Genomic DNA, 22,263 nt, shown 5'->3' with positions numbered 1-22,263 from the left:
TCAGACTAAAGAGAGACCGACGCCGTCCTATCGGATTGGTCAATCTGGGGCACGACGACGATCGGGCAAGAGGCGGCGTGAACCAGCGCCTGGCTCGTCGAACCCTCAGTGAGCGCGGAGAACCCGCAACGTCCACGGCTTCCGACTACCACCATTTGAGCGTCCCGCGATTGCTCGATCAGATTGCGCACGGGGCTGTCGGTCGCGACCTGCCGGGCGACTTCGACGTCCGGATATTGTTCGCGCCAACCAGCGAGGGACTCGGCCAGTTCCATTTCATGCGCAATGGCGACGCTCCCGCCGGTGAGGCCGAGCGCGAGTGAATCGCCGTTCGAATTCCGGGCGTGCAGCGTTACCAACGGGACGTCACGCCGGGCGGCCTCGGCGAATGCGAACTCGATGGCACCGGTGCTCGAGCGGGTGCCGTCGATGCCCACCACGACGGGTGAATAGGTTCGCATCTTCACCTCGCCCGGCACGATGGCGACCGGACAGCGGCTCCGCCGGACCAAAGTGGTGGTCGGTGACTCGAGCAAGTGTGCGGGCGCGGCAGAGGAGTGCGATCGTCCGAGAACGAGCAGTCGTGCGCTGCTGGACTCGCGGATCAGTGCCGGCCCCACGGGCCCCGTCAGAATCGCGGTCGTCACCTCGACTGCCCGGATTGCGCCGACCGACTTTTCGACGAAGCGGGCGGCGACGTCGAGGAGTTGCTGGGTGTCCGCCTGGTACCCGGCGTCTCGGACGTTTGGATCGAGGACGGTGACGAGGCGAACGGGTGAACGGTGGAGGGAGGCGTACTCGGCTGCCCAGGCAAGCATCGACCGCGTCGCGGATGATCCGTCGACCGCGGCGACAGTCGGCCCGTTGATCTGCATGTCTTCAGCATCGACCGCGGGCGTTCGGGGACCTAGGGTCCGAGGTCCCGATCGCGGGGACCATCGTCAATGCCAAAGGAGGGGCGGACATTAAGTCCGCCCCTCCAGGTCCCCTGCCCCCGGGGTTCTAGGCTGCCTGTCGTTCGGTGTTGGAAACGAACGTTGGCAGGTGGGTGACGCTGCTGGTCGTTGCTGGCTGTGCGGCGCGGTCCCGCCATTGGGTTATCGCAATCGCGCTGGCCGCCAAGACAATCAGCGCGACGATGCCGACGACGCCGCCCAGCGCAAGGCCGTGCATTCCGGATGCGGCCGCGGTGAGTGTCGTGCCGGTGAGCGCAACGAGCGCCATGACGGCGACGATGGCGATCCAGTTTCCAGTCGGGTTCAGCTTCATGGGTCAGCTCCAGATCAGTCGGGCGAATCTGAAATCGATTTCACTCCGACTGACTGGATCTTCGAAGGGCCGAATGCGGTTGTTCCGAATGGACTTTCGGCCCTAATTCCGACTAACCGAGGTCGCCTGCGGGGGCCGGGCTCGGTGCCGCCGGAGGCTCCGCGGGTCCCATGTCGAGCCGGAACGGCGGGTATTCGTCGGTCATGAGAGCTGCGTAGGCAACCACCCGGTACATCCAGCGGTTGATGCCCATCGCGAAGTCGAAGATCGACTTCGGGAAGTGCTCCTTGAAGAGCAGGATGATCGCGCCGACAAGGACAAGTAGCGTGAGCAATGAGAACCCGACCTGGCCTCCGTACCCCTGCTCATCATCTCCGACGCCCATCGCGAACGTGGCGCCACTGCCGAGCATCGCGCCGAGGATCAGGTAGTGCGGGATCGCGAGCAGCCACCACTTGAAGAGCACCTTCACCCGGGACAGATGCTCGGGGTAGGCGATGTCCAGTTCAGCGGGGTAGTCCGCCGAGTTGAGCGTGAACGGCGGGTACTTGTCCGTGCCAAGGGCGTAGTAGCTGTAGAACGACACCCGCCATCCCCAGCGGAGAACTCCGAGGTTGAAGTCGAAGATTCCGCGCGGGTACTTGCCCGTGAACAGAATCGCGAACCCGGCGACGATCGTCAGGATGAAGAACGCGATGCCCAGAAAGATCAGGATGATCAAGTGGGGGATGATCAGCACCCACTTGACGAGCCAGAGTCATCGAGACAGTGAGCCGTCGAGCTCGCCGGTCAGCCGGACTGGTGAGGACTGTGCTGGAGAACTCATGGAGATTCCTCGAGGAGACGGGTCAGGAGGACATTCCGGTTGGACATGTGTGAGCTGACCGCTGACTCCAATGTAACTGTGTGAATACGGGTTTGGGCATCAGGGATTACCCGGATTTGATCAGCGAGCCGATCTTTGAGCGTTCTTCGAAATCGGGTGCTGATTGACGAACGAATTGCATGCCATAAGTCCGTCGCGCAGTCCTTTCCGGAACGCATTCGCGCGTTCCGCCGGCGTTCCATGATCGCGTCCCGGGCGTTCGGCAGCGCCGATCGAGCGGAGGAATTTCTCGAGGTTCTTCACCTCCGTTTTGTTGATCGACCCTTCGTCCCGAAGGTGGGCCGCGAACGCGCCGGCCACGCAGTCGGCCTGGTTTTCCAGCGCGATCGCCTCGTCGAAGGACTCGGGCTCGGGAATTCCAACGGCATGCTGAATGAGGTGCCCGAATTCGTGGGCGAGGCCGATGACGGGAGCCGCGGCGCCGAACGATACGTAGAAGTCCCACATCTGAGTGAGACCGAGGTAGATACCGTTGTCCGCGGGGCAATAGAAATATGACGTCGCGTCAGCCATCCGGTCGCGAACGAATCCCTCGCAGCCGTCGCTGACCGTCTGTTGATCCTCGATCAGATAAACGGCGCTAGGCGCGAATTCATTCTGTGGATCGATTGTGCCCATGAATTCGCCGACCATGGCGACCGCGATCCGCGCGAAGTCCGCCATTTCCGATCTGGTGTAGCAATGGTCGAGTTCGTCGAGGGGACATGCCTTGACTGCTGTCGCCGATGCCGCACTGCCGCCGATGAGTATCGCTACTGCGAGAAGTCCGGTCGTGATCGCCCGAAACACGTTGCCTCCTGGTCGTCGTTGGGATCGACCAGTTAGACGCGACGAGACTCAGATGGTTTCCGTCAATCGAGAGGTTGTTCGATTGCCGATTCAGATTTCCGACGCCTGGGTGCGCGCCCAGTACACGTACGGCGTGAACAGCTGAGCGAGGGTCTCGGCGGCATCGGTGGAGTCGGCCGGGGGAGTGGCCAGGTAGGAGAGCGAAACGCGAACAACGCCGGTAGCAAGGGTGTCCGCGAGGTTTCCGATCTCGGGCCACCGTTCCCGGTAGATTCGCGCCAGGTTCTGCGCCGCGATCTCGATGAATTGTTCGCCGTGGGTCGTGATCCGGACGACGAGTTCGCGACTGTTCGATTCACCGAGAACATTCCGGACAAGAGGATCGGCGACGACCGTCGTGAAGTAGCGCTCGAATCCGGCTTTGAACGTCTCGAAGACGTCTGGCGAGCTCTCGTGCGCGGCCGCTTCGGTGATGACCGTGCTGGCCAACCGCAGGATGTATGCGTTCATCAGCCCCGTCCGGGACCCGAATTCCTTGTAGATCGTCTGCCGGCTGAGGCCGCATCGCTTCGCGACGTCGCTCACGCTCAGGTTCGCCCAGTCGGTTTCGGTGATCAACTCCTTGACGGCGTCGAGGACGGTCTGTGCGCGCAGTGCAGTGCGCGCGTCGCGGTAGGTCATCGCGTGGGGCGTGTCTGCGTGCGAATTCGTCACGATATTGATTATTCCGTGCCATGCGGCTGCCACTGGACGTTTACCGGGTGGTGTGGATTACGTTGGGTTGCATTGAACGTGACTGGAGGTCCGGTGGTTAATCCGCAGAAGCGCGGTCGGCGCATCGCGATGACCGATCCCGAAAGGGACGCCTACCTCGCTGAGCAGCGAACGTGCCGGGTTGCGACCGTCGGTCCGAAGGGTCTACACGTAACTCCGCTGTGGTTTCTCTGGGACGGCGAGGCTCTCTGGTTGTACTCGCTGACCGGCAGCCAGCGATGGGCAGACATCGTGCGCAGCCCCGCCATTGCGGTCGTCGTCGACGACGGCCACGACTACCTGGAACTTCGCGGCGTCGAGATCACGGGCGAAGCCGAAGTGGTCGGTGAGGCTCCGCGCATCGGCGAAGACGTGCCGGAACTCGTCGCTACCGAAAGTGCGTTCGCGCACAAATACTTCGGAATCGACCAGTTGCCGCTCGACCACAAGCACGGCTGGCTGCGGGTCAAGCCGACGTCGATCCGTAGTTGGGACTTCCGCAAGATCGGCGCCTAGCTAGCAGCCTGCCGGCAGATCATCACCGGGCACGGGCTGTGCCGGAGCAGGTGCTGACTGGTCGAGCCCAGGATCAGCGCAGCGGCACGTCCGCGGCCGTGGCTGCCCACGACGACCAAGCGCGCCTGCTTCGCGGATCCGGATAGAACGTCGCGTGCATCGCCCGCCATCGCCGTGGTGTGCACTTGGACATCCGGATACTTCTCGCTCCACCCCGCGAGGTTCTCGGACAATAGCGCCTCGTGGTTTCCGCGGTCGGCATTGTGACCTGCCTGCACGTCCCAGACATGAACTGCCTCGAGCGACGCCTGGTACCAACTTGCGAACTCGAAGGCGTGAGCGATCGCTGACGTGCTCAGGGGGCTGCCGTCGACGCCGACCACCACGCGTCCGAAACCATGCGCGCCGCGCCACACCACGACCGGACAGGCCGCATGATTGGCGACGAGCGTGGCCGTCGAACCGATCATGAGCGATTCCAGGCTCGCTGTCCGGTGCGCGCCGACCACGACGAGCCGCGCCCTCTGGCTCAGGGAAACGAGCATGAGATCCGCAGGTCCCTGCTTGGAGACGGTGTGGACGACGAGGTCAGGAAACTTTTCGAGCACCCTCGCCGTGGCTTCGTCCAAGCGCTGCGCCGCCAGCGAACTCTCGTCGGGCGTGATCGCATACGCGAGGACTGCGGCATCGCTCAGATAGGCGCCGGGCACCGGAGCGGCGGTGGCCAGAACCAGGGGTGCCTTCATCAGGCTCGCAGTTTCGGCCGCCCACAACGCCGCACGAGTCGAAGTAATTGAGCCATCGATTCCGACGACGATGGACGTCGAATCTACAAGGGTCATACCTCCAGATTGCGCTTTTTTCCAGACTCTGGCGAGGGACCAAGGTCGCTTTCTCAAGAGCCGAAACACTGCATACATCAACGCGTGCCGGGTATTTCGATGGAGGCGAAGGAGCGGCGAAACTGATGGTTGAAACGAATCTGCCGCCGACGGCCGAAGTCGAGGACGCATCGGGTCATCGGCTCCGGTCCTGGCGCGTGGTGATCGTCGCCGGGGCACTTACCTTCGCCGCCTACATGCTGGTCCCGCAATTCGACGAGATCTGGCGCGCGATCGCCTTGCTGGGTGACGGCCATTGGTCGTGGTTGGTGGCCGCGATCGTGGCATCCGGTTTCACCTACGTGGGTGCCGCGCTGACGTTGAAAAGCGCCAGTCCACAGCGAGTGCCTCTAGGGCGCACTGTCGTCGTTGCGGTCGCAACGTCCTTCGCGAATCAATTCGCGCCTTTCGGGTTGGGCGGCGATGCCGTGAACGTTCGGTACCTCGAAAAGACCGGCCAAGATCGTGAGACCGCCGTCGGAGTGGTGGCCGCAACGCTCGGTGCGAGCGTCGTGCTGCACGTCTTCTCGTTGATCCTGGCCGTGGTGTGGCTCGGAGTGTCGGCGACGTTGATTCGGTCTGCGCTGCCGAGTGCCGGGACCGCGGCGATCGTGGTGAGCCTGGCGGTAGTGGCCGTTGTCGCCGTCTGGGTTGTCGCGCGCCGGCGTCCGGATCTCGTGGAGCGCGCCCACGAGGCGGCCGCATCCGTGGGGAACGTGTTGAAGCAGCCTGGGCGGGCGGTGCAGCTTGTCGCAGGTCAGGTGACGCTGATCGTGGCGTACGTTGCGGCACTGGGCTTTTCGCTCTACGCGTTCGGCGCGCACCCCGCCGCGCTTCTCGTTGCCGCGGTTTATCTCGGCGGCACGGCGGTCGGATCGACGGCGCCCACTCCGTCCGGACTGGGCGTTCTGGAAGCGGCGTTGGTGGGTGGACTCGTCGTCGGAGGCGTGGCTACCGGACCCGCGATCGCGGGAGTGCTGACATTCCGGCTTGCCACACTGTGGCTGCCGGCGCTGATCGGTTGGGCGGCCTACCGGATTCTGGTGCGACAGGGATTTCTGTAAGGACGCTGTACAAACCTGGAGTTTCGTACAAAGGCAAATTTCGAAGACTTATCGCCGAGCGCCGGAACGAGCTTCGGCCGAGGCACTCACGAAGGGAATTTGCGCAATGTTCGCGAATCGAGGGAGTGAAGGTCTTCCGGCTCGGGTACTGGTTGGCTCATGGACTGGAAAATCGAGCTCGTCGCACTTCCCGTGACCGACGTCGACCGCGCCAAGAACTTCTACACGAGCATCGGCTTCAACGCCGACCACGACCACACGCCCACTCCCGACATTCGCTTCGTGCAGCTGACGCCGCCGGGCTCGGCGTGCTCGATCGCCATCGGCACCGGCCTCACGCAAGCGCAGCCAGGCAGCGTTGAAGGGTTGCAGATCGTCGTCGCGTCTGCGGATGAGGCGTACGCGCAACTGGTCGCCGCGGGCGCGGAGGCGTCTCCGGTCGTCGACATGGACTGGGGCCGATTCACGTTCTTTGCGGACCCCGACGGCAACAAGTGGGCCGTTCAAGAACTCCCGAAGTGGCGGTGACTCAGAAGGAGTAGTCGCGGAACGTCATGATCGTGCCGACGATCGCGACGGGAACGATGATCACCCAGTGCAGGATATGCACCCATAGCGGACGCGGCTCGCTGTACGCCCAGTAGATCGAGTAGTAGGCGCCGAGGTTCAACAGCACGCCGTAGAACGGGGTGCGTTGTGGATGCTTGCCGAGCTTCATACATGCACCAACGTACTCGGGGTCGTCGGCCAGAAGGCGTATTCACCCACCACGACAAGGTCAGTGCTTACAGTCGAGATATGCCCATCTACCAGAGCATCGGCATCATGATCGGCGCCGTTGCCACTGTTCTGGGGCTACCGCGGCTGGCCGACGACGTGACGAACTCTGCGCGACTCGAGAAGAAGCTCGATCTCATTCAACGACTCGCGGACAACGCCGTACTGCCTGGCGTGAAACACGTTATGACCAACAAGAGCGCCGAATTATCCAAGCGACTGGCGTCGATCTACGCGATCCCCAATGACCGCCGCGTCGTCTTCGACCTCGCGATGGGCATCATGTGGTTGGTCATCGGAACCGTACTCGTGCCCCAGTTGATCGACGACTTCGATTTGCCAGAGTTCGATGGCGTTCGGCCCATCTACTGGGTCGTCGTCTATGCCGGTGTGTGGTTCACGCTCCACGGTTTGATCCGTCATCGAACGGTCAGGTTGAACCGGCGTCTCTATATGGAGCTCGGCGGTCCGATCGATCCGCCGCTCCTCCATGCCCCGCCGCTCCGCCGGCTGTTCACGCGCGGGAAGAGCGCGCTCACACTGGGCGGAGTGCTGAAGACGGCGAAGGACAATTGGCAGTCCAATCCGGGCGTCACCCTGACCGAGCATGTGCGAGCGGTCATCAATGACCTCGAGCAGGGCAGCAAGTTCAGCTAGGCAGGTGCGGCGCCGACGAGGGCTCTCTGCACGATGGGCGGAACCCACCGTCCGTTGAGGGCTTCTGGCTTCGGTGCGTACAAACGCATCGTGATGCCCAACGGGCCGAGGGGTGCGGGAAGCCAGTTGGATACCTGCTGCGGACCAGGATTGCTGTGCTGCAGGTAGAGGTCGAGTGATCCGTCGGCGTTGTACTTCAACTGGTCACGGTCGCCGATCGCGAATCGATTGAGTTCGTTGGCGGCCTGGAATCCTTCCGCGTCGTACATCGTGACCGACCAGAACGCGGCGGCGGGTGGCAGCTGGTCTGCGTCGAAGTGGATGACGTAGTTGTTGTCGCCGGTGATCGGTTGTCCGTTGGCATCGACGTTCAGCACCGGGTAGATAGCGTCCTGCGGTTGGTTTGCACCGAGCCCGATCATGGCCACTACGGCGCGGCGGAAGTACGAGTCTCCGTAAACACCCATGGTTTCCGTCAGCATGGTCCAACCGTGGACGGGGGTAGCGAGCGTCGGTATGGCGGCCATCATGTCCTTGAGGGCTGCGTTCCAGCCCGCCTCGATGTCGGCCCGCTGCGGGGTGTCGAACCGGCTGGCGTTGAACGGTTGTCCGGCGGTGATTCCCAAGCCGGCAAGTCGTGCGAGCTGGGAGAAGTCGGTGGCGTGTGGTGGGTTGACCGACATCAAGTTGGCTCCATAGGCCAGGTAGTCCAACGGTGCCATCCCGTTGACGACCCGCAGTGGGTCGGAGGTGATGTCGTGGTTCGGATCGATCGTGAATTCCGCCGCCGGGCCGACAGGCGTGATTTCGTAGCCGGCCTGCACCGCGTGGACGGCGGGGTAGTCGGCCGGGCCGTTGGTCTGAGTACGACCGATGATCCACACGTAGGGAGTTGGCGCCTTGATGACGGGCAGACCGTCGGGGACGGCACCGCTGTATCCCGGGGGTGTGAGGACGTACTTTTGCGCGGACGTGCCGGTCGTGCGTTTGCCGGGCACCGCGAAGACGTCGGACCACATGTCGAGCATTGGCAGCAGGTAATACCGGTCCGCAGTGTCGGCGGCCTGGACGATTACCGGCCCGTTGGTCAGGTCGAGCCACGCCGATGAGTAGAGCGTGTCGAAGTTGGGCCGGACGACGGCGCGAAAGTCGGCGGCGGGAAATGCCGGCATGTGATGGAACTGGTTCGGCGGCCCGAAGCCCGGTTTGGTTCCGGCTGGCGTGTTGATCTGCTGGAGACGAGTGACATCCATGGTCACCAACGGGTAAAAGTACACCGCCGCTTCGTAACTCAGGGTCGAGAGATCATCGGAAAGCGTGCTCATAGGATTGCCACCTCACCTCACAAAACGGAAACATCCTAGAAATCACGGTACGCAGTAGACGAATCTCGCTGAAGGGGCGAAATCCTCTATTTTTCCTTAGGATTTTTGGTTAGAAGTCAGGATCTATTTGCGATTTCAATTATCCGAACAAGGTCATGAATATCGATTCCGGATGATCTTCGAGCCGGGAAAGAAATTCTCTGAAACCCGAATTCGGGGACCGAACGTTTCGATGCACGCCAGCGGACGTCCCCGGAACGGAACCTGGACGATACAGCGTGCGTTCGCTTCGCCCCGCCTAGTGTGCAGTTATGACTGAGATTGACCCGACGGCTCCTGTTCTGGTCACCGGAGCAAGCGGCTACATCGCCAGCTGGATTGTTCGTTTCCTGCTGGAAGACGGCTACACAGTGCGGGGGACCGTGCGAAACCCGGACCGCGCCGAGAAGCTCACGCATCTGAACAAGCTGAGCGAAGCGCACCCGGGCAAGCTGTCGCTCTTCAAGGCGGACCTGTTGGATGAGGGCAGTTTCGCCGAGGCGATGGACGGGTGCCAGTTGGTCATCCACACGGCGTCGCCGTTTCTCGTCGGTCGTGTCCGGGATCCGTACGAGCAGCTGGTCCGGCCGGCGTTGGAAGGCACGAAGAACGTGCTCGGGACGGTCGATGCCACGAAGTCTGTACGTCGGGTCGTGCTGACCAGCAGCGTGGTGGCCATCTGCGGCGACAACATCGACATGCGCGGCAAAGCGATGTTCGGTGAAGACGACTGGAATTTCTCGAGCAGCGTTGACCATCAGCCGTATCCGTACTCCAAGCTGGTGGCCGAGCGTGCGGCCTGGGAAATCTGCGCGGCGCAGAACCGCTGGGACATGGTGACGATCCATCCGGGTCTGGTGCTCGGTCCGTCGTTGACCACCGCGAGTGCGTCGGGCAGTCACACCACCATGCGTCACTTCGCGGACTTCTCGTTGGCCGTCGGTGCCCCGGATCTCGAGATGGGTGTCGTCGACGTGCGCGACGTCGCTCGCATGCACATCACCGCCGGTTTCCTTCCGACAGCGCATGGCCGGTATATCGCCAATGCCGGCACGCGCAGCATGCTCGAACTCGGTCAGGCGCTTCGCGCGAAGTTCGGGCGGGGTTACCCGTTCCCGTACGTCACGATGCCGAAGTTCATGATCAAGATCGGTGCACCGGTCGCCGGGCTGACGCGGGAATTCGTCGAACAGAACGTCGGCTGGCCTCTTCGATTCGACAACAGTCGCAGTATCGCGGAGTTCGGGATCGACTACCGCCTCCCGGAAGAGTCGGTTGTCGAACACTTTCAGCAGATGATCGACGACGGCCTCGTCCGCGGCCGGGGGAAGCACTAGTTCCGGCGTTCGATGGAAGCCATGGTGTCTCGGTAGCCGATATCGATGATTCGCTCCATTGCCCCCATGTCGAAGGTGTCGAAGCGGCTCACGTCGGGATCGATGAACTGAATATCGCCTCGATTCCGCTCCAGTGCGGCGATCTGCTGGCTGCCCAGACTTGCCGCGCGTTCGAGGATTCGCATGATGTTGGGCAATTTGGGACCGCGATGTCGTCGAAGTCCGAATGGGCGCACGCGGGGGACATCAATCCCGGCACCGCCGACGGACATCGACTTTGTCGCCGACACATTGACGGCGATGATCGAATCGACGCCCGATTCCCGCATCACGTTGGTGGGGCAATTGTTGAGAACACCACCGTCTACCAGCAAATCTTCGCCGTCGACCAGTGGCGGGACAATTCCCGGTATCGACATGCTGGCGAGTACGTAGCGGTGCAATGAGCCGGAACGGTGCACCACCAAACAACTTCGAGTCAGGCTCACCGAGACGCAGAAGTAGGAGCGGGCAAGATCTTGAATCTGACGGTTGCCGAACACGTCCCCCAACGCCCGAGCTGCTCGCCGAGAACTCAGTAGCGCGACAGTGGGAACGGTGAAGCCCCGCATCGGTGAGTGGTCATTCCAAATGATCCGTTGTTGATCGACCATGTCGTCAAAGTCGAATTCGCACGCCCATTGAGCACCTATCAGGGCACCCATGCTGGTTCCACCAATGGCGTCGACCTCGATGCCGGCGTCACGCAGGGCACGGAGCGCGCCGATGTGGGCGAAACCGCGGGCTCCGCCGCCGCTGAGAACCACGCCAGTAGCGGAACCCGTGATGAATCGACCGATCCGGGCCCAGTCGGCCGGGTGAGCGAGCCGTGCGTTGTGATGGCGCCAGAATTTGGCTTGGCGCAGCCAGAGTGGGGAGTTCGCGGACCGCGGTCCTCGACGAACGAGTACCAGTTCTGTCGGTGTCCTATCCGCGACCTGCCGGATCTCGTCGAGTGCGGCCGCCTGCGCTGGGTCGCGGGGGTTGGCATCGTCGGCGGCCACGACCACGAGGCGATCAGCCTGCCGGATGACCTGCGCGGTCCACGGACCGACGGATCCTGCGTCCGCCACGTAGAGAACGAGGGATGCGCTGGCCTCATGGTCCCGGAAGTAGTCGACGCTTCGGGAGTCGAAGCGATAATCACCACGGGCGAGATCGATGCCGGTGTCTCGCGCGAAGTCAGACGATCTGACGATGGGGACATCGCGTTGGATTGCATCTCGGAATTGAGCCGTTGCCGCATCCACGTCCACTCCGGCGAGAACGAGCAGGCCCACCGCTGCCGGTGCGGAATTCCGCTGGCTGCCCCCGCCCGACGCAAGCCAGTTCGCCAGCACATTCATCAGCGCGATCGAGAACTCCGGATGCGTTGCCACGAGAGTCTCGAATTCTGCCTGCGACAGCCGGCCCACGATCGAGTCGCGAACCGCACGCACACTCGCTGACCGCTGGCCGTGGGTCAGCAAGCCGACTTCGCCAACGGTGCTCGAGCGACCCAACTCGCGCAACACGACCTCGTCGCTGGACAGCACGACAAAGCGGCCCGAAATGACGAAGTACATGGAATCCGAGGCTTCTCCGGCACGGATCAGGTACTCGCCGGCGTCGACGGCGTGCCAGGTCAACCGGGAAAGGACAGGTGACGGGTCGAATCCGCCCAGCAGCTCGATTGACGTGATGGCGGCATAGGCATCAGTTAGCTCGGGTGGAATTTCGTGCAAGCCAATGATCTCCGTCCCGGTGGGCACGAATGCTGCTCCGCGAACTGCGCCGATCGAATTGAGTTCGCTTGCGCGCTAATTCAGCTTAGATACGATGGCGAAATGGAGCGGGCGGAAGTGCCAAAGCCGGCGATCGCCGAGTTGCGCTGGGCTGGTCACCGCCGCTCGATCCCGATCAATGATCAGCTTTTCATCGGGCGCGAGTGTCCAGGAGTCGAACGCAGCCGACGTTTCCTGCTCAGCGGCGACAAAATCTCGAGAAACCACTGCGAAATTCGTCTCGATCACGCACATGATCGGGCTTTTCTCATCGACACCTCGACCAACGGCACGTTGCTCGACGGAAAACCCATCGAGCGTGGCGAACTCACAGCACTTCACCCCGGTTCGATAATTCGGATCGGCGAGGAGATATTCGAGTTCCTGTCGACGCGATTTGGTTCGCCGGTCGACGCGAGCGCCGAAGAGACCGCCGCCATGATCCAGGTGCGCCAAATGGTTCTGGTCGTCGGCGACATCATCAATTACTCGGGGATCGCACAGCACACCGATCCGAATCTCATCGCCAGTGGTGTTCAACGCCTGTGGAATGAAGTGGGTGCGATCTTGGAACGGCATGGCGGCACCCTGAACCACTACGCGGGCGACGCCATCTATTCCGTGTGGGATCGGGCAACGGACAAACGGGCGGCTCACAATGCCGTCGACTTCTGTCGCGCCGCGCATCGACGCATCGCCGAACTCGGCACCGGATTGGGCCTCCGGAACCCCGACGGAACGCCCATCACGATGGGTTGGGCAATCGTCGTTGGTCCGGTGGCAGTGACCTCCATGACCCGGCGCAAAACGGTCATCGGCGATACGACGAACTTGGTTTTCCGCCTGTCCGGACTCGCGGGCCGGGAGGGTCGAGCACCGATCGTCGTGTCCGAGCAAGTGCGATTGCTCCTGCCGGATGAACCGGGGTTCGGCGACCCCGAGCGCGTGTTGACGAAAGGTCGGACGGGGACGGAGACCGTCTACCCGATGTCGGTCGGTGACTGATCCTTGGGCCGCGTGACGTCGACCGTGATCGTCACCTTGTCTTCGACCTTCAGAGTCCCACCGAAAAGCGAAAACGGTTTGATGCCGAAGTCTGTCTGGCGGACCTCGGCCTGGCCGGATAGTCGCCAGCAGTCGCCCAGGTCGTCGATGCGAAAGTCAACTGCGCGGCCATGCCGCTTTCCGTGGATCTCGAGCGTGCCCGCGACGCGATAGTCGCCGTTTCCCAGCTTCTCGATCCCGTCGGCATGGAAGCCGATCTCCGGAAATCGCTTGACGCCGAGGGACTTCAGCGCATTCCGCCGGATGATTTTGAGTTCGTGGTGCGACAGAGCCTTCACTCCGCCCTCGCTTCGCGACACCGCCAGCGAACCGACGTCGACGGTCAGATCCGCGCCGGAGGGTTCGCCGTCGGTCACTGCCACAGTTGCCCGCCAAGCGGCCATCGTCAGCGCGAGGCGGTGCCCCATTTTCGCCGCCCGGCCGGCGACTCCGGTGTGAATCTGCAGCTCACCATCGGCTTCGCTCAGCTGCCATTCGGTGCGAGTCATCACCTCGACCGTATCGCGCCACGGCTGAGCGGCATCCGATTACCGTCGGGATATGGAGGTTGGATCGCGCGAGTGGGAGATGGCTGGTGGTCCGGCGTTGTCGCTCACTCAACGGGTGAGTCTGCTCGCTGGCATGGGGGCGGTACTCCTCGAGGACTCCACGGAACGGCTTGCCGCACAATCTCGTGCCTTTCGGACTCCGCGCAAGGTCGAGTTGGGGCGGTGGAGTCCTCCGCAAACCGTGGCCGCCCTCGCCGCGCGGCGGTTCCTGCAGGACAACGCCAGCCCGGAGTTCGTCAACCACTCGCTCCGTTGCTACTGGTTCACGGCGATCGTGTGCGAATTGGCGGGGGCGCGAAAGCAGGTCGACCTCGAAGCGCTGTACGTCGCGATCCTCATGCACGACGTCGGCTTGTTCCTGACACCGCCCGCGACGGACCACTGTTTCAGCGTGACGGGCGCGCGAGAGGCACGACGCATCGCCGCGAAGAGTGGCTGGACAGACGACCGCATCGACCGGATGGCGGCGGCGATCACGTCGAACCTGAATCCGTCCGTACCCGCCAAACGCTTCGGCCCCGAAGCGCACTATTTCCGTCGCGGCGGAATCATCGACGTGCTCGCACAGGGGTGGAAGGTGCACCCCGACAACCTCGAGAGCATCCTTCGGCAGCATCCGCGGGACGGATTCGCTGAGGACACCGATCGGGCGATCAAGGCCGAGGTCGAGCGGAATCCAGGCTGTCGTTTCGCAGTCTTCGGACCGGTGTTCCCCGCGATGGTGCGCCGGATGCGATTCTCGTAGCGACCAAGATCTCCCGCGAATACCCGCGTCGCGCTACCGTTTCCAGATGACGATGTCTCCCACGTCGGGGGCGGATAGACCGGCGAATCTGCCGTGGTTGTTCTCGTCGCTCCAGTCACCCGGGCAGGTTCTCGGCAATCTCGGACCGAACTGGTTCGCCTCGGTGATGGGCACCGGAATCGTCGCGACGGCGGCGGCCACCTTGCCCGTTCGAATTCCCGGTCTCCACGTCTTCGCACGATGCGTGTGGGTGTTCGCGAGTCTGCTGCTTGTCGTGGTGATCGTGGCCGTGATCGCCCACTGGATTCGGTTCCCGACGGTCGCGCGTAGCCACGCATACAACCCGCAGATGGCGCACTTCTATGGCGCGGCACCGATGGCGTTGCTCACCGTCGGAGCCGGATCGCTGCTGGTCGGGAAGGATCTGATCGGCGAACGCGTCGCGGTCGACCTCGACTGGATTCTGTGGAGTGCGGGAACGGTTGGCGGCCTGTTCACGGCCATGACGATCCCGTACCTCATGTTCACGCAGATCAACGTCGAACCCGATGCCGCGTTCGGTGGTTGGTTGATGCCGATCGTCCCGCCGACGGTTTCGGCGGCAACGGGCGCACTCCTGATCCCGCACATCCACACGGTCACCGGTCGACAGACCATGCTGTACGGCTGCTACGCGATGTTCGGGCTGTCGGTGTTCGCGTCGATCATCGTCATCACGATGGTCTGGAGTCGCCTCGCGCATTTCGGCACGTCCGGTACCGCCCGTGTTCCGACGCTGTGGATCGTGCTCGGTCCACTCGGGCAGTCCATCACGGCGGCAGGACTACTCGGCCACAATGCGGCGCTTGCCGTCGAACCGGATATCGCCGATGGCATGGCGGTGTTCTCGATCCTCTACGGCGTTCCGATCTGGGGATTCGCCGTTCTGTGGATCGGCATCGCGCTGTCCTTGACCATTCGAACCGCCCGCCGGGGAATGCCTTTCGCGCTGACGTGGTGGAGCCTGACGTTCCCGGTCGGCACCTTCGTGACCGGTACGACGCAGCTCGCATTGCATACCGGGCTGCCGGCGTTCAAGGTTGCCGCCGTCGTTGCGTATGTCGGACTACTTGCGGCGTGGGGCCTCGTCGCAGTCCGAACGGCGCGTGGTGGATTGCGCGGCAACCTGTTCCTGCCGCCGCCGGCGGGTCCGATCAAGGCGCGAAAGGACCCGCCGCGCGGTTAAGTGTCACCGACTGCTGGGGTACTCCGGCGCGCGCTTGGCGAGAAACGCAGCGACTCCCTCGACCCCGTCGGGGCCGGAAGCGCAGGCCCGAATGGACAAAGTCTCCCGCCGAAGAGCTGTTTCTTCTGAGGGTGTCGCCGTCTCCCGGAAGAGACGCTTGGCCGCGACCTGCGCGGAGCGCGAACCCGACCGCAACGTGCGAACCACCTTCTCGACCGCCGTACCGAGTTCGTCGTCGGGATGGACCTCGCTGACGAATCCCGCTGCTTGCGCATCCTTCGCGGACAACACGGGGTTGAGCAACGCCAGGCGCAGGGCACGGTGCAGCCCGATCGAGGAGATCAGCAGTGAACTGCCACCGTCCGGCGAGAGCCCGATCTTCGTGTACGCGAGCGTGAACTTGGCTGATTCCGCCGCTAAGACGATGTCGGCGCTGGCGGCCAACGCGACTCCCGCGCCCGCTGCCGTGCCGCTGACCACGGAGACGACGATCGCGTTGATGCGGTGCAGTTCGCTGACCTGGCGATGCAGGCTTTCCGCGAGGTCGTCGATCATGTGGTCGACGTCGTCCGTAGCGGCGAACGCCTGGATATCACCGCCGAAGCTGAAGGCTCGTCCCGCCGAGGACAAGACGACGACATGGACATCGTCTGTTCTGGCCTGACGGATTGCGATTCCGAGTTCATCGACGAAGGACTGATTGATCGGATTTCCGCGGTCTGGATCAGAGAACTGGATGTAGGCGACTCGGTCCCGCTGCTCGTATGAAACCTGGCTCATACCCGCGACAGTAGCGACGCCGGACTGTATGGGTCTTTGAGTCCCATGAACTTCGGTTTGTCTAGAGGGTCGCACTGTAAGACCGGTCACATACCCGCCCTGCCTGCTTGACATATCAAGCACGTGCTCATTAACTCGTACATATGCCGCTACCACCGAGGTAGTGGCGACATACAAGGAGATCGACATGACTTTCGTTCAGGACGCAACCGCTCAGGTCAAGGACGCTGCTGCCAAGGGCAACGAGAAGCTGACCGGTCTGGTCGCGCAGCTCAAGGCTCAGGCCACCGAGGCTGCTGACAAGGCGAAGGCTGCCACCGCTGAGTACCGCACCAAGGCTGAGGCCGCTGTCGCTGAGTACCGCACCAAGGCTGAGGCTGCTGCTGCTGACCTCAAGGTCAAGGCAGAAGAGGCTCGCGCTGCGGTTGAGGCTCGTTTCGCCAAGACCACCGAGGTCGTCGCCGAGGCTGCTGAGTAATTCAGCTCCTTAGAGATTGATTTGTCTGGGGGTCGGCGCTTGCGTCGGCCCCCGACACGTCTAATTTGAGCAATGAACCAACACGAGATGCTTGGGACATGACCGACGAACCGAATCCGCAGCACAAGGGCGCGCTGGGCGCTTTCATCCGCCAGCAGCGCGAACTGATGCAGCTGTCACTCCGCGAACTGGCGCGGATGTCGCAGGTCTCCAACGCGTACCTCAGCCAGATCGAGCGCGGACTGCACGAACCGTCCGTTCGCGTCCTTCAAGCCGTATCCGAGGCGCTGGCCGTGCCGGTGGAGGAAATGCTCGCCAACGCCCAGCCCACGGCGTGGGAACCCCTCGCCGACGACGCGGTCGAAGTCGCCATTCGCGCCGACCGCCGGCTGTCGACGGCCCAAAAAGAAGCACTGCTCGCGGTGTACGCAAGTTACATTCGCGCCGCTCAGGCCGAGAACACTTAAACGCCTCGGGTTGGGCGTGATTGCCTCCAGCAGTAACGCCCGGTGTGACAATTGTCGTTAGTCGCTCCATTGGGGTTGAGGCGACACAACTCGACATGCATGAGGGGTCTCGATGCCGATCGATCCTCCAGACGGCGCCGACACCATTACCGACACCGCCTGGCTTCATGCTTTCGAGGACAAAATAATCGAGGCGTGGAATTCCCACGATCCCGATGCGGTTTCCATGCTCTACGCCCCGGATGCGGTGCGAATCGACCCGATGCGCGCCGACCCGATAATCGGCAGGCCCGCGATCCGCGACTACCTCGTCGGCGCCTTTGCGGCATTCCCGGATATCACTTACCGATTTGAAGGCCTTCCAGCGATTACGCCGCAGGGAACATTCGTGTTCACGAGATGGACGGCAGTGGGCACCCACCACGGGCGAATCATGCCGGAGGGGATACCGCCGACAGGTCGACGCGGGGAAATCGTCGGTGTGAACGTCCAGGCATTCCGCGGCGGCCTTCTTTGGCACGACTACAGCTACTTCGACACTGCTGACCTTGGTCGCCAACTTGGGCTCATGCCAGCGCGCGGTTCACGCGCGGAAAAGATGATGATCCGGAGTCGACAGCTGCAAGCGCAACTGCGGAAGTTGCGGCGACTGTCGCCCCGATAGCGGTTCAGGTCGCATCCACAATGCGGATGACCGAGTTCGGGCACAGGCCGGCCGCCCGTATCGCGCGCACGTGCAACTCCGGCGGCGGCTCGCTGTTGAGCAGCACGACCGTGCCATCGTCGTCGGATTGATCGAAGATTTCGGGTGCGGTCAGCGCGCACTGGCCCGCACCGCGGCACCGATCGTGACTGACGTAGATCTTCATCCCGCCGCCTTGGTATCCCAGGTGACCGGAAGAGCGTGGACGCCGTAGACAAACATGTCGTCACGCATCGGGACTTGTTCAGCCGGAACCGCCAGCCGAAGTGTCGGGAAACGCCGGAACAGCGCCGGAAACGCGATCTGCATTTCGACGCGTGCCAGCTGCTGTCCGAGGCACTGGTGCACACCATGACCGAAGGCGACGTGCTGCGAGTGCTCGCGGTTCAGATTCAGAACGTCCGGCTGGTCGAACTGATTCGGGTCGCGGTTCGCCGAGGCGAGCGACATCATGACTGTCTGACCAGCCCGAATGTGTTGACCACGGAAGTCGATGTCCTCTCGGGCAACCCGGACCGTGCCGAAATGGACGATGGTCAGGTATCGCATGAGTTCCTCGACGGCGCGGGCCGTGCCGTTCGCACCGTCGAGCATCGACGGAAGTTGGCCGGGGTTGCACAACAGGGTGTACGTCCCGAGGGCGAGCATGTTCGCCGTGGTTTCGTGCCCAGCGATGAGCAGTAGCCGACTGATGCCGGCCAGTTCCTCGTCCGTGAGGTAGTTGGCTTCCGGATCCTGTTCACCGGCGCGGATCAGTGTCCCGATGAGTGCGTCATCCGGGCTCTTGCGCTTGTCCGCAATGAGGTCCCGGGTGTACTGGCGTAGTGCCTCGATGCCCTCGCGGATCTGGTCTTCGGTCGCATGGATGCTGAGCAGATTGGCCGTCCACCGCTGGAACTGCTCACGGTCTGCGTAGGGCACCCCGAGTAGTTCGCAGATGACCAGGGAGGGGATCGGCCGAGCGAAGTCCGGCACGAGATCCGACGGCGGTCCGGCTGCTCCCATGGCGTCGAGATGCTCGGCGACGATCTCTTCGATCCGCGGAGCGAGGGCATGCATGCGCCGCACCGTGAAGTACCGAGTGAGCATTCGTCGGTAATGCGTGTGCTCCGGGGGATCCATGCTCAGGAGCATCCCGGCCCGGTCCTGGGGCTGGAACTGCGGTCGGCGAATGGGTGAAGACGCGTTCTCGCGGTTCGAGCTGAAGCGGTCGTCCGCGAGTACCGCACGCACGTCGTCGTGGCGAGTGATCAGCCAGCCGGAGGTGCCGTCCGGAAACGCCAGCGGTGTGACCGGTGACTGTTCGCGGAGGTGCTGATACTCCGCCGGCGGATCGAGGGGAGTGGAGCGATGAATCGGCAGTGTCACCGCCGTCAGGTGGGCCGCAGTCATCTCAACCGCCCCCTTTGGTCCAGCATCAAGAGAGTCAGAAGCCAGGGTAGTCCGGTTCACTGAATCGTGTGGAGAGCGCATAGCGCAACAGGACGACATCGCCGATCTGACGCACGTCGGCGAGCGTGGCGCGGTGGTCCGGGTTCCAGGGGAACTGTCCGTCGTCGACGAATCGGCAGCCTCGTGAATCACCCACGAAGAACGGCGCCACGACCAGTTGCAGCTCATCGGCCAGCCCCGCAGTGAGGAACTGGGTGAGGATCGTTCGTCCGCCCTCGACGATCAGCCGGCGAATCCCTCGATCACCCAGGTCGGTGATCAGCCCCTGCATGTCAACGCGTTCGCCGGCGTCGACGACGGTGGCCACCGAGTCGAGGCGCCGGCGAACCTCCGTCGCGCCCGCGCTGGTGCAATAGACGATCTTCTCGGCGTCACCGAGAGTGAAGAAGTTCGCGTCCGCATCCAACTGGCCGTGGCGGGTGACCGTCACCTTCATCGGGGACGGGGGCATTCCGAGTTCGATCCGTCGCGCGCGGCGGTCGGCGGACCGGATCAGCAGCCGCGGGTTGTCGTTGCGAACGGTCGTCGCTCCGACGAGGATCGCATCGCACGACGCCCGAACCTCATCGACCCGGTCGAAGTCGGCGTCGTTGGAGAGTTGCAGGCGGGGAGCGGTTGCGGTGTCGAGGTATCCGTCGATCGACATGCTGCAGCTCAGCAGTGTGTATGGCCGGTCAGCCATGGGCGGATGGTCCTCCGACGAGTTCACCGGATTCCTTCAGTCGTCGATGCGGCATCAGCAGCATGATCGCGCCCGGAAGGGCTGCTGCGATGGCAAACACGCCGAACGCGGTCGAGACCGCCAGCCCCTGTGCACCACCGAGTCCTGCCGCTTCGAATGCCCAAACGGCCGCGCCCTCGCGCGGACCCCAGCCGGCGACGTTGAACGGCAGCGCCGCCGCCACCAATACCAGGAGAGCGAGCGGCAGGAGATGTCCCAATGAGACGCTGACCCCGACCGTGTGGACCGCGAGGACGAAGGTCGCGGCGTAGCCGATCACGGCGCCCATCGAGGCAATCACGACCCCTGGCCAGGCATCCGGGATGTGGCCGAATCGCCACGCCGCGGCAATGATGACGACGATGACAACCGCGACCGCGACCAGCACTGCCGTCGGCACCGGGGACGGCAGAACAGCGAGCACAACGACCGTCAACCAAATCTGCACGACCTGTCCGGCGACTCGTTCCTCTACGACGGCTCGCCCTGCGCGTGCGACGGCGCCGGCGTCCAGGCCGTGTCGGATCGCACGGTGCACATCCCCGAGCACACCCGCGGGGAGCGCGGTATTGAGGAATTGCGATCGGTAGCAGGCGGGAACGGCATCCCGCATATCCAGCTTGAGGTCGAGGCTGCGGGCAACGAGACACCAGCGCCACGCTGCACACACCGTGGTGGCAACGCCGATAGTGACCGCAATGACGATCGACGGGACGGTGACGGACCGTAATCCGGTCAGCAGCGGCCCGACGCCGAGTCGCGCCACGAGAACCGTGAGAATCGCGGCAGTCACGGCCACCTGAATGACGACGCGCAGTTTCATCCGGCGACACCCGCCAACACCGCGGCGACGCGCTCGGTGCTCGAACGCCACGTGGGTAGCGACCGGCGGCGGTCCCGCGCCGCGGCGCGAAGCCGGTGCCGCAACTGCGGATCCTGCAACCAGCGAGCCAGTTCTTCGGACAATGCCTCCGCGTCATTTGGCGCGACCAGCAGGCCGGGTACGGTGCCGTCGTTCGCGGTACCGACCGCCTCCGGTATGCCCCCAACCCGGGTTGCCACCACCGGAATACCTCGGGCCAGGGCCTCGCCGAGGACCATGCCGTACGACTCGACCCTCGACGCGAGCACCACGAGATCGGCAGCGGCGTACTGCTTCGAGAGTGAGTCGCCGGCGAGCGTCCCGACGAAGGTGACTCGATCGGCGACTCGTGAGTTGTCCAACTGGCGACGCAGGTTGTCGACGAACCGGGGCTCGCGATCCAGCGGACCGGCGAAGGTGCAATGCCAGGGCAACTCGGCGATGCGGTCGAGGGCGCTGACCAGCGTGTCGTGTCCCTTGTGCGCGGCGATCGTGGCCACGCAAAGCAGCGCCCGACCGTTCTCGCGGGAGGGCGCGAGTTCGACGGCGTCCGAGCCGGGATGCGCCACGTGCACCCGATCGGCCGACAGGTTGTGCTCCGCGAGCAGTCGATCGCGCGTCCACCGGCTGGTCGTAATGGTTGCCGCGGCTGCGGACAGCACCTCCTGGGCACGGAAGGTGGCGTCGCGCAGATGGCCGGCCATCTCGGCAAGTGGCATGTGCATCAGAACCACGAGCCGCAGGCGTCTGGCCGCCGGTACAAAGACCTCCGGAAGCGCCGAAGCGATGATCCCGTCCACGAGCACTACCGAGTCGTCGGGAATGTCGGCTGTCACGGCGGCAACCGCACTGCCCGCCCGCACGTCGGGCCGCGGCCAGCAGCCCGGAACACGCCAGGTGTGCACCCGCCACCCAATCTCGGCGAGCCCATCCTGGATGCGGAGGTCATAGTGGTTGCCACCGCTCGGCTGAGTTGGGTCGTCGAAACCATCCGGTACCAGCAGATGAACGGTCTGGCTCAGTGTCACTTCCCTCGCTCCGCTCGGGCGTTCGCGGGCCCCAATGGCGTTGCCTTCCCTCCTCGCTCAGGCCGCTCGTACCTCGCAGCCCTCGACTCGTCAG

General features: G+C 63.5%; 27 protein-coding genes. 11 read left to right on the top strand and 16 right to left on the bottom strand.

Going from position 1 to position 22,263, the window contains the following annotated elements; genetic code table 11:
• Positions 1-5: 5 nt before the first annotated feature.
• The 5 genes from F600_RS28930 to F600_RS0118575 all read right to left on the bottom strand — a co-directional run bounded on the left by F600_RS28930 (position 6) and on the right by F600_RS0118575 (position 3,658).
• Positions 6-875 (bottom strand): universal stress protein, encoded by an 870-nt coding sequence (locus F600_RS28930; RefSeq protein ID WP_018162152.1) that lies wholly within the window; start codon positions 873-875, stop codon positions 6-8.
• 127 nt (positions 876-1,002) lie between these two features.
• Positions 1,003-1,269 (bottom strand): hypothetical protein, encoded by a 267-nt coding sequence (locus F600_RS0118590; protein WP_018162151.1) that lies wholly within the window; start codon positions 1,267-1,269, stop codon positions 1,003-1,005.
• Positions 1,270-1,381: 112 nt separating this feature from the next.
• The gene (locus F600_RS28925) at positions 1,382-1,990 is read right to left on the bottom strand and encodes a DUF4389 domain-containing protein (RefSeq protein WP_245541566.1); all 609 of its coding nucleotides are present in this window, start codon (positions 1,988-1,990) and stop codon (positions 1,382-1,384) included.
• Between the two features lie 225 nt (positions 1,991-2,215).
• A complete protein-coding gene (locus tag F600_RS0118580) occupies positions 2,216-2,944 on the bottom strand; it encodes a neutral zinc metallopeptidase (protein WP_018162149.1) in 729 nt (242 codons plus the stop codon).
• 90 nt (positions 2,945-3,034) lie between these two features.
• Positions 3,035-3,658: a TetR/AcrR family transcriptional regulator gene (locus F600_RS0118575; protein ID WP_026306691.1), complete on the bottom strand. Its 624-nt coding sequence runs from the start codon at positions 3,656-3,658 to the stop codon at positions 3,035-3,037.
• A 129-nt stretch (positions 3,659-3,787) separates the two neighbouring features.
• Between F600_RS0118575 and F600_RS0118570 the strand changes: the two genes are divergently transcribed.
• Positions 3,788-4,213 (top strand): pyridoxamine 5'-phosphate oxidase family protein, encoded by a 426-nt coding sequence (locus F600_RS0118570; RefSeq protein WP_081628950.1) that lies wholly within the window; start codon positions 3,788-3,790, stop codon positions 4,211-4,213.
• Here F600_RS0118570 and F600_RS0118565 read toward each other — a convergent pair.
• A complete protein-coding gene (locus tag F600_RS0118565) occupies positions 4,210-5,055 on the bottom strand; it encodes a universal stress protein (protein ID WP_018162146.1) in 846 nt (281 codons plus the stop codon). The genes F600_RS0118570 and F600_RS0118565 overlap by 4 nt on opposite strands.
• 125 nt (positions 5,056-5,180) lie before the next feature.
• On the opposite strand from F600_RS0118565, the gene F600_RS0118560 reads away from it, so the two are divergent.
• Entirely contained in the window at positions 5,181-6,158 is a 978-nt protein-coding gene (locus F600_RS0118560) for a lysylphosphatidylglycerol synthase transmembrane domain-containing protein (protein WP_018162145.1), read from the top strand.
• A gap of 159 nt (positions 6,159-6,317) precedes the next feature.
• A complete protein-coding gene (locus F600_RS0118555; protein WP_018162144.1) occupies positions 6,318-6,686 on the top strand; it encodes a VOC family protein in 369 nt (122 codons plus the stop codon).
• 1 nt (position 6,687) lies between these two features.
• Here the strand turns inward: F600_RS0118555 and F600_RS0118550 are convergent, their stop codons facing one another.
• Entirely contained in the window at positions 6,688-6,876 is a 189-nt protein-coding gene (locus tag F600_RS0118550; protein WP_018162143.1) for a hypothetical protein, read from the bottom strand.
• An 80-nt stretch (positions 6,877-6,956) separates the two neighbouring features.
• On the opposite strand from F600_RS0118550, the gene F600_RS0118545 reads away from it, so the two are divergent.
• Positions 6,957-7,592, top strand: coding sequence for a hypothetical protein (locus F600_RS0118545; protein ID WP_018162142.1), 636 nt, complete (start codon positions 6,957-6,959; stop codon positions 7,590-7,592).
• Here the strand turns inward: F600_RS0118545 and F600_RS0118540 are convergent.
• Positions 7,589-8,917 (bottom strand): DUF1254 domain-containing protein, encoded by a 1,329-nt coding sequence (locus F600_RS0118540; protein WP_018162141.1) that lies wholly within the window; start codon positions 8,915-8,917, stop codon positions 7,589-7,591. The two genes, F600_RS0118545 and F600_RS0118540, sit on opposite strands and share 4 nt — an antisense overlap.
• Before the next feature lie 311 nt (positions 8,918-9,228).
• Between F600_RS0118540 and F600_RS0118535 the strand changes: the two genes are divergently transcribed.
• Entirely contained in the window at positions 9,229-10,293 is a 1,065-nt protein-coding gene (locus F600_RS0118535) for an NAD-dependent epimerase/dehydratase family protein (RefSeq protein ID WP_018162140.1), read from the top strand.
• Here the strand turns inward: F600_RS0118535 and F600_RS32575 are convergent.
• The gene (locus F600_RS32575; RefSeq protein WP_018162139.1) at positions 10,290-12,083 is read right to left on the bottom strand and encodes a cyclic nucleotide-binding and patatin-like phospholipase domain-containing protein; all 1,794 of its coding nucleotides are present in this window, start codon (positions 12,081-12,083) and stop codon (positions 10,290-10,292) included. The genes F600_RS0118535 and F600_RS32575 overlap by 4 nt on opposite strands.
• A gap of 75 nt (positions 12,084-12,158) precedes the next feature.
• Between F600_RS32575 and F600_RS0118525 the strand changes: the two genes are divergently transcribed.
• The gene (locus F600_RS0118525) at positions 12,159-13,100 is read left to right on the top strand and encodes an adenylate/guanylate cyclase domain-containing protein (RefSeq protein WP_018162138.1); all 942 of its coding nucleotides are present in this window, start codon (positions 12,159-12,161) and stop codon (positions 13,098-13,100) included.
• On the opposite strand, the gene F600_RS28920 is transcribed toward F600_RS0118525, so the two are convergent.
• Positions 13,076-13,648, bottom strand: a complete 573-nt coding sequence (locus F600_RS28920) for a YceI family protein (protein WP_018162137.1) — start codon at positions 13,646-13,648, stop codon at positions 13,076-13,078. The two genes, F600_RS0118525 and F600_RS28920, sit on opposite strands and share 25 nt — an antisense overlap.
• A 52-nt stretch (positions 13,649-13,700) precedes the next feature.
• Here F600_RS28920 and F600_RS30650 point away from each other — a divergent pair, with 52 nt between their 5' ends.
• Both F600_RS30650 and F600_RS0118510 read left to right on the top strand, forming a co-directional pair.
• Complete coding sequence (locus F600_RS30650; protein WP_018162136.1) at positions 13,701-14,453, top strand: HD domain-containing protein; 753 nt, start codon at positions 13,701-13,703, stop codon at positions 14,451-14,453.
• A gap of 46 nt (positions 14,454-14,499) precedes the next feature.
• Positions 14,500-15,678 (top strand): TDT family transporter, encoded by a 1,179-nt coding sequence (locus F600_RS0118510; protein ID WP_018162135.1) that lies wholly within the window; start codon positions 14,500-14,502, stop codon positions 15,676-15,678.
• A 3-nt stretch (positions 15,679-15,681) separates the two neighbouring features.
• Here F600_RS0118510 and F600_RS0118505 read toward each other — a convergent pair whose 3' ends face one another.
• Entirely contained in the window at positions 15,682-16,458 is a 777-nt protein-coding gene (locus F600_RS0118505; RefSeq protein ID WP_018162134.1) for an enoyl-CoA hydratase-related protein, read from the bottom strand.
• A 187-nt stretch (positions 16,459-16,645) separates the two neighbouring features.
• Here F600_RS0118505 and F600_RS0118500 point away from each other — a divergent pair, with 187 nt between their 5' ends.
• The 3 genes from F600_RS0118500 to F600_RS30645 all read left to right on the top strand — a co-directional run bounded on the left by F600_RS0118500 (position 16,646) and on the right by F600_RS30645 (position 18,067).
• Positions 16,646-16,936, top strand: coding sequence for a hypothetical protein (locus tag F600_RS0118500; RefSeq protein WP_156024673.1), 291 nt, complete (start codon positions 16,646-16,648; stop codon positions 16,934-16,936).
• 98 nt (positions 16,937-17,034) lie between these two features.
• A complete protein-coding gene (locus F600_RS0118495; RefSeq protein ID WP_018162132.1) occupies positions 17,035-17,403 on the top strand; it encodes a helix-turn-helix domain-containing protein in 369 nt (122 codons plus the stop codon).
• Between the two features lie 112 nt (positions 17,404-17,515).
• Positions 17,516-18,067: an ester cyclase gene (locus tag F600_RS30645; protein ID WP_018162131.1), complete on the top strand. Its 552-nt coding sequence runs from the start codon at positions 17,516-17,518 to the stop codon at positions 18,065-18,067.
• 4 nt (positions 18,068-18,071) lie between these two features.
• Here F600_RS30645 and F600_RS0118485 read toward each other — a convergent pair whose 3' ends face one another.
• Genes F600_RS0118485 through F600_RS0118465 form a run of 5 tightly spaced genes read right to left on the bottom strand, consistent with a single transcriptional unit; the run spans position 18,072 to position 22,169 of the window.
• Positions 18,072-18,272 carry a ferredoxin gene (locus F600_RS0118485; protein ID WP_018162130.1) on the bottom strand — a complete coding sequence of 67 codons (201 nt, stop codon included), beginning with the start codon at positions 18,270-18,272 and terminating at the stop codon, positions 18,072-18,074.
• Positions 18,269-19,498 carry a cytochrome P450 gene (locus F600_RS0118480; RefSeq protein ID WP_018162129.1) on the bottom strand — a complete coding sequence of 410 codons (1,230 nt, stop codon included), beginning with the start codon at positions 19,496-19,498 and terminating at the stop codon, positions 18,269-18,271. The genes F600_RS0118485 and F600_RS0118480 overlap by 4 nt, the downstream gene beginning before the upstream one ends.
• Before the next feature lie 34 nt (positions 19,499-19,532).
• A complete protein-coding gene (locus tag F600_RS0118475) occupies positions 19,533-20,240 on the bottom strand; it encodes a RibD family protein (RefSeq protein ID WP_040632036.1) in 708 nt (235 codons plus the stop codon).
• Positions 20,233-21,102, bottom strand: a complete 870-nt coding sequence (locus F600_RS0118470) for a lysylphosphatidylglycerol synthase transmembrane domain-containing protein (protein ID WP_018162127.1) — start codon at positions 21,100-21,102, stop codon at positions 20,233-20,235. The genes F600_RS0118475 and F600_RS0118470 overlap by 8 nt, the downstream gene beginning before the upstream one ends.
• On the bottom strand, positions 21,099-22,169 hold the full coding sequence (locus F600_RS0118465; RefSeq protein WP_018162126.1) for a glycosyltransferase family 4 protein: 1,071 nt from the start codon (positions 22,167-22,169) through the stop codon (positions 21,099-21,101). The genes F600_RS0118470 and F600_RS0118465 overlap by 4 nt, the downstream gene beginning before the upstream one ends.
• Between the last annotated feature and the right edge of the window lie 94 nt (positions 22,170-22,263).

This window comes from Smaragdicoccus niigatensis DSM 44881 = NBRC 103563 (assembly GCF_000380645.1).
Taxonomy (GTDB): Bacteria; Actinomycetota; Actinomycetes; order Mycobacteriales; family Mycobacteriaceae; genus Smaragdicoccus; species Smaragdicoccus niigatensis.
The sequence above is the reverse complement of the archived record's forward strand: the minus strand, read 5'-3'. Positions and strand labels throughout refer to the sequence as shown.

Coding starts and splice junctions, on each gene's coding strand:
- F600_RS0118470 (WP_018162127.1), bottom strand. CDS start 21,102: ATGAAACTGCGCGTCGTCATTCAGGTGGCCGTGACTGCCGCGATTCTC.
- F600_RS0118570 (WP_081628950.1), top strand. CDS start 3,788: ATGACCGATCCCGAAAGGGACGCCTACCTCGCTGAGCAGCGAACGTGC.
- F600_RS30645 (WP_018162131.1), top strand. CDS start 17,516: ATGCCGATCGATCCTCCAGACGGCGCCGACACCATTACCGACACCGCC.
- F600_RS0118485 (WP_018162130.1), bottom strand. CDS start 18,272: ATGAAGATCTACGTCAGTCACGATCGGTGCCGCGGTGCGGGCCAGTGC.
- F600_RS0118500 (WP_156024673.1), top strand. CDS start 16,646: ATGACTTTCGTTCAGGACGCAACCGCTCAGGTCAAGGACGCTGCTGCC.
- F600_RS0118560 (WP_018162145.1), top strand. CDS start 5,181: ATGGTTGAAACGAATCTGCCGCCGACGGCCGAAGTCGAGGACGCATCG.
- F600_RS0118565 (WP_018162146.1), bottom strand. CDS start 5,055: ATGACCCTTGTAGATTCGACGTCCATCGTCGTCGGAATCGATGGCTCA.
- F600_RS0118510 (WP_018162135.1), top strand. CDS start 14,500: ATGACGATGTCTCCCACGTCGGGGGCGGATAGACCGGCGAATCTGCCG.
- F600_RS0118525 (WP_018162138.1), top strand. CDS start 12,159: ATGGAGCGGGCGGAAGTGCCAAAGCCGGCGATCGCCGAGTTGCGCTGG.
- F600_RS0118590 (WP_018162151.1), bottom strand. CDS start 1,269: ATGAAGCTGAACCCGACTGGAAACTGGATCGCCATCGTCGCCGTCATG.
- F600_RS0118495 (WP_018162132.1), top strand. CDS start 17,035: ATGACCGACGAACCGAATCCGCAGCACAAGGGCGCGCTGGGCGCTTTC.
- F600_RS0118535 (WP_018162140.1), top strand. CDS start 9,229: ATGACTGAGATTGACCCGACGGCTCCTGTTCTGGTCACCGGAGCAAGC.
- F600_RS28920 (WP_018162137.1), bottom strand. CDS start 13,648: ATGACTCGCACCGAATGGCAGCTGAGCGAAGCCGATGGTGAGCTGCAG.
- F600_RS0118505 (WP_018162134.1), bottom strand. CDS start 16,458: ATGAGCCAGGTTTCATACGAGCAGCGGGACCGAGTCGCCTACATCCAG.
- F600_RS0118475 (WP_040632036.1), bottom strand. CDS start 20,240: ATGGCTGACCGGCCATACACACTGCTGAGCTGCAGCATGTCGATCGAC.
- F600_RS0118540 (WP_018162141.1), bottom strand. CDS start 8,917: ATGAGCACGCTTTCCGATGATCTCTCGACCCTGAGTTACGAAGCGGCG.
- F600_RS0118550 (WP_018162143.1), bottom strand. CDS start 6,876: ATGAAGCTCGGCAAGCATCCACAACGCACCCCGTTCTACGGCGTGCTG.
- F600_RS0118555 (WP_018162144.1), top strand. CDS start 6,318: ATGGACTGGAAAATCGAGCTCGTCGCACTTCCCGTGACCGACGTCGAC.
- F600_RS28930 (WP_018162152.1), bottom strand. CDS start 875: ATGCAGATCAACGGGCCGACTGTCGCCGCGGTCGACGGATCATCCGCG.
- F600_RS30650 (WP_018162136.1), top strand. CDS start 13,701: ATGGAGGTTGGATCGCGCGAGTGGGAGATGGCTGGTGGTCCGGCGTTG.
- F600_RS0118480 (WP_018162129.1), bottom strand. CDS start 19,498: ATGACTGCGGCCCACCTGACGGCGGTGACACTGCCGATTCATCGCTCC.
- F600_RS0118545 (WP_018162142.1), top strand. CDS start 6,957: ATGCCCATCTACCAGAGCATCGGCATCATGATCGGCGCCGTTGCCACT.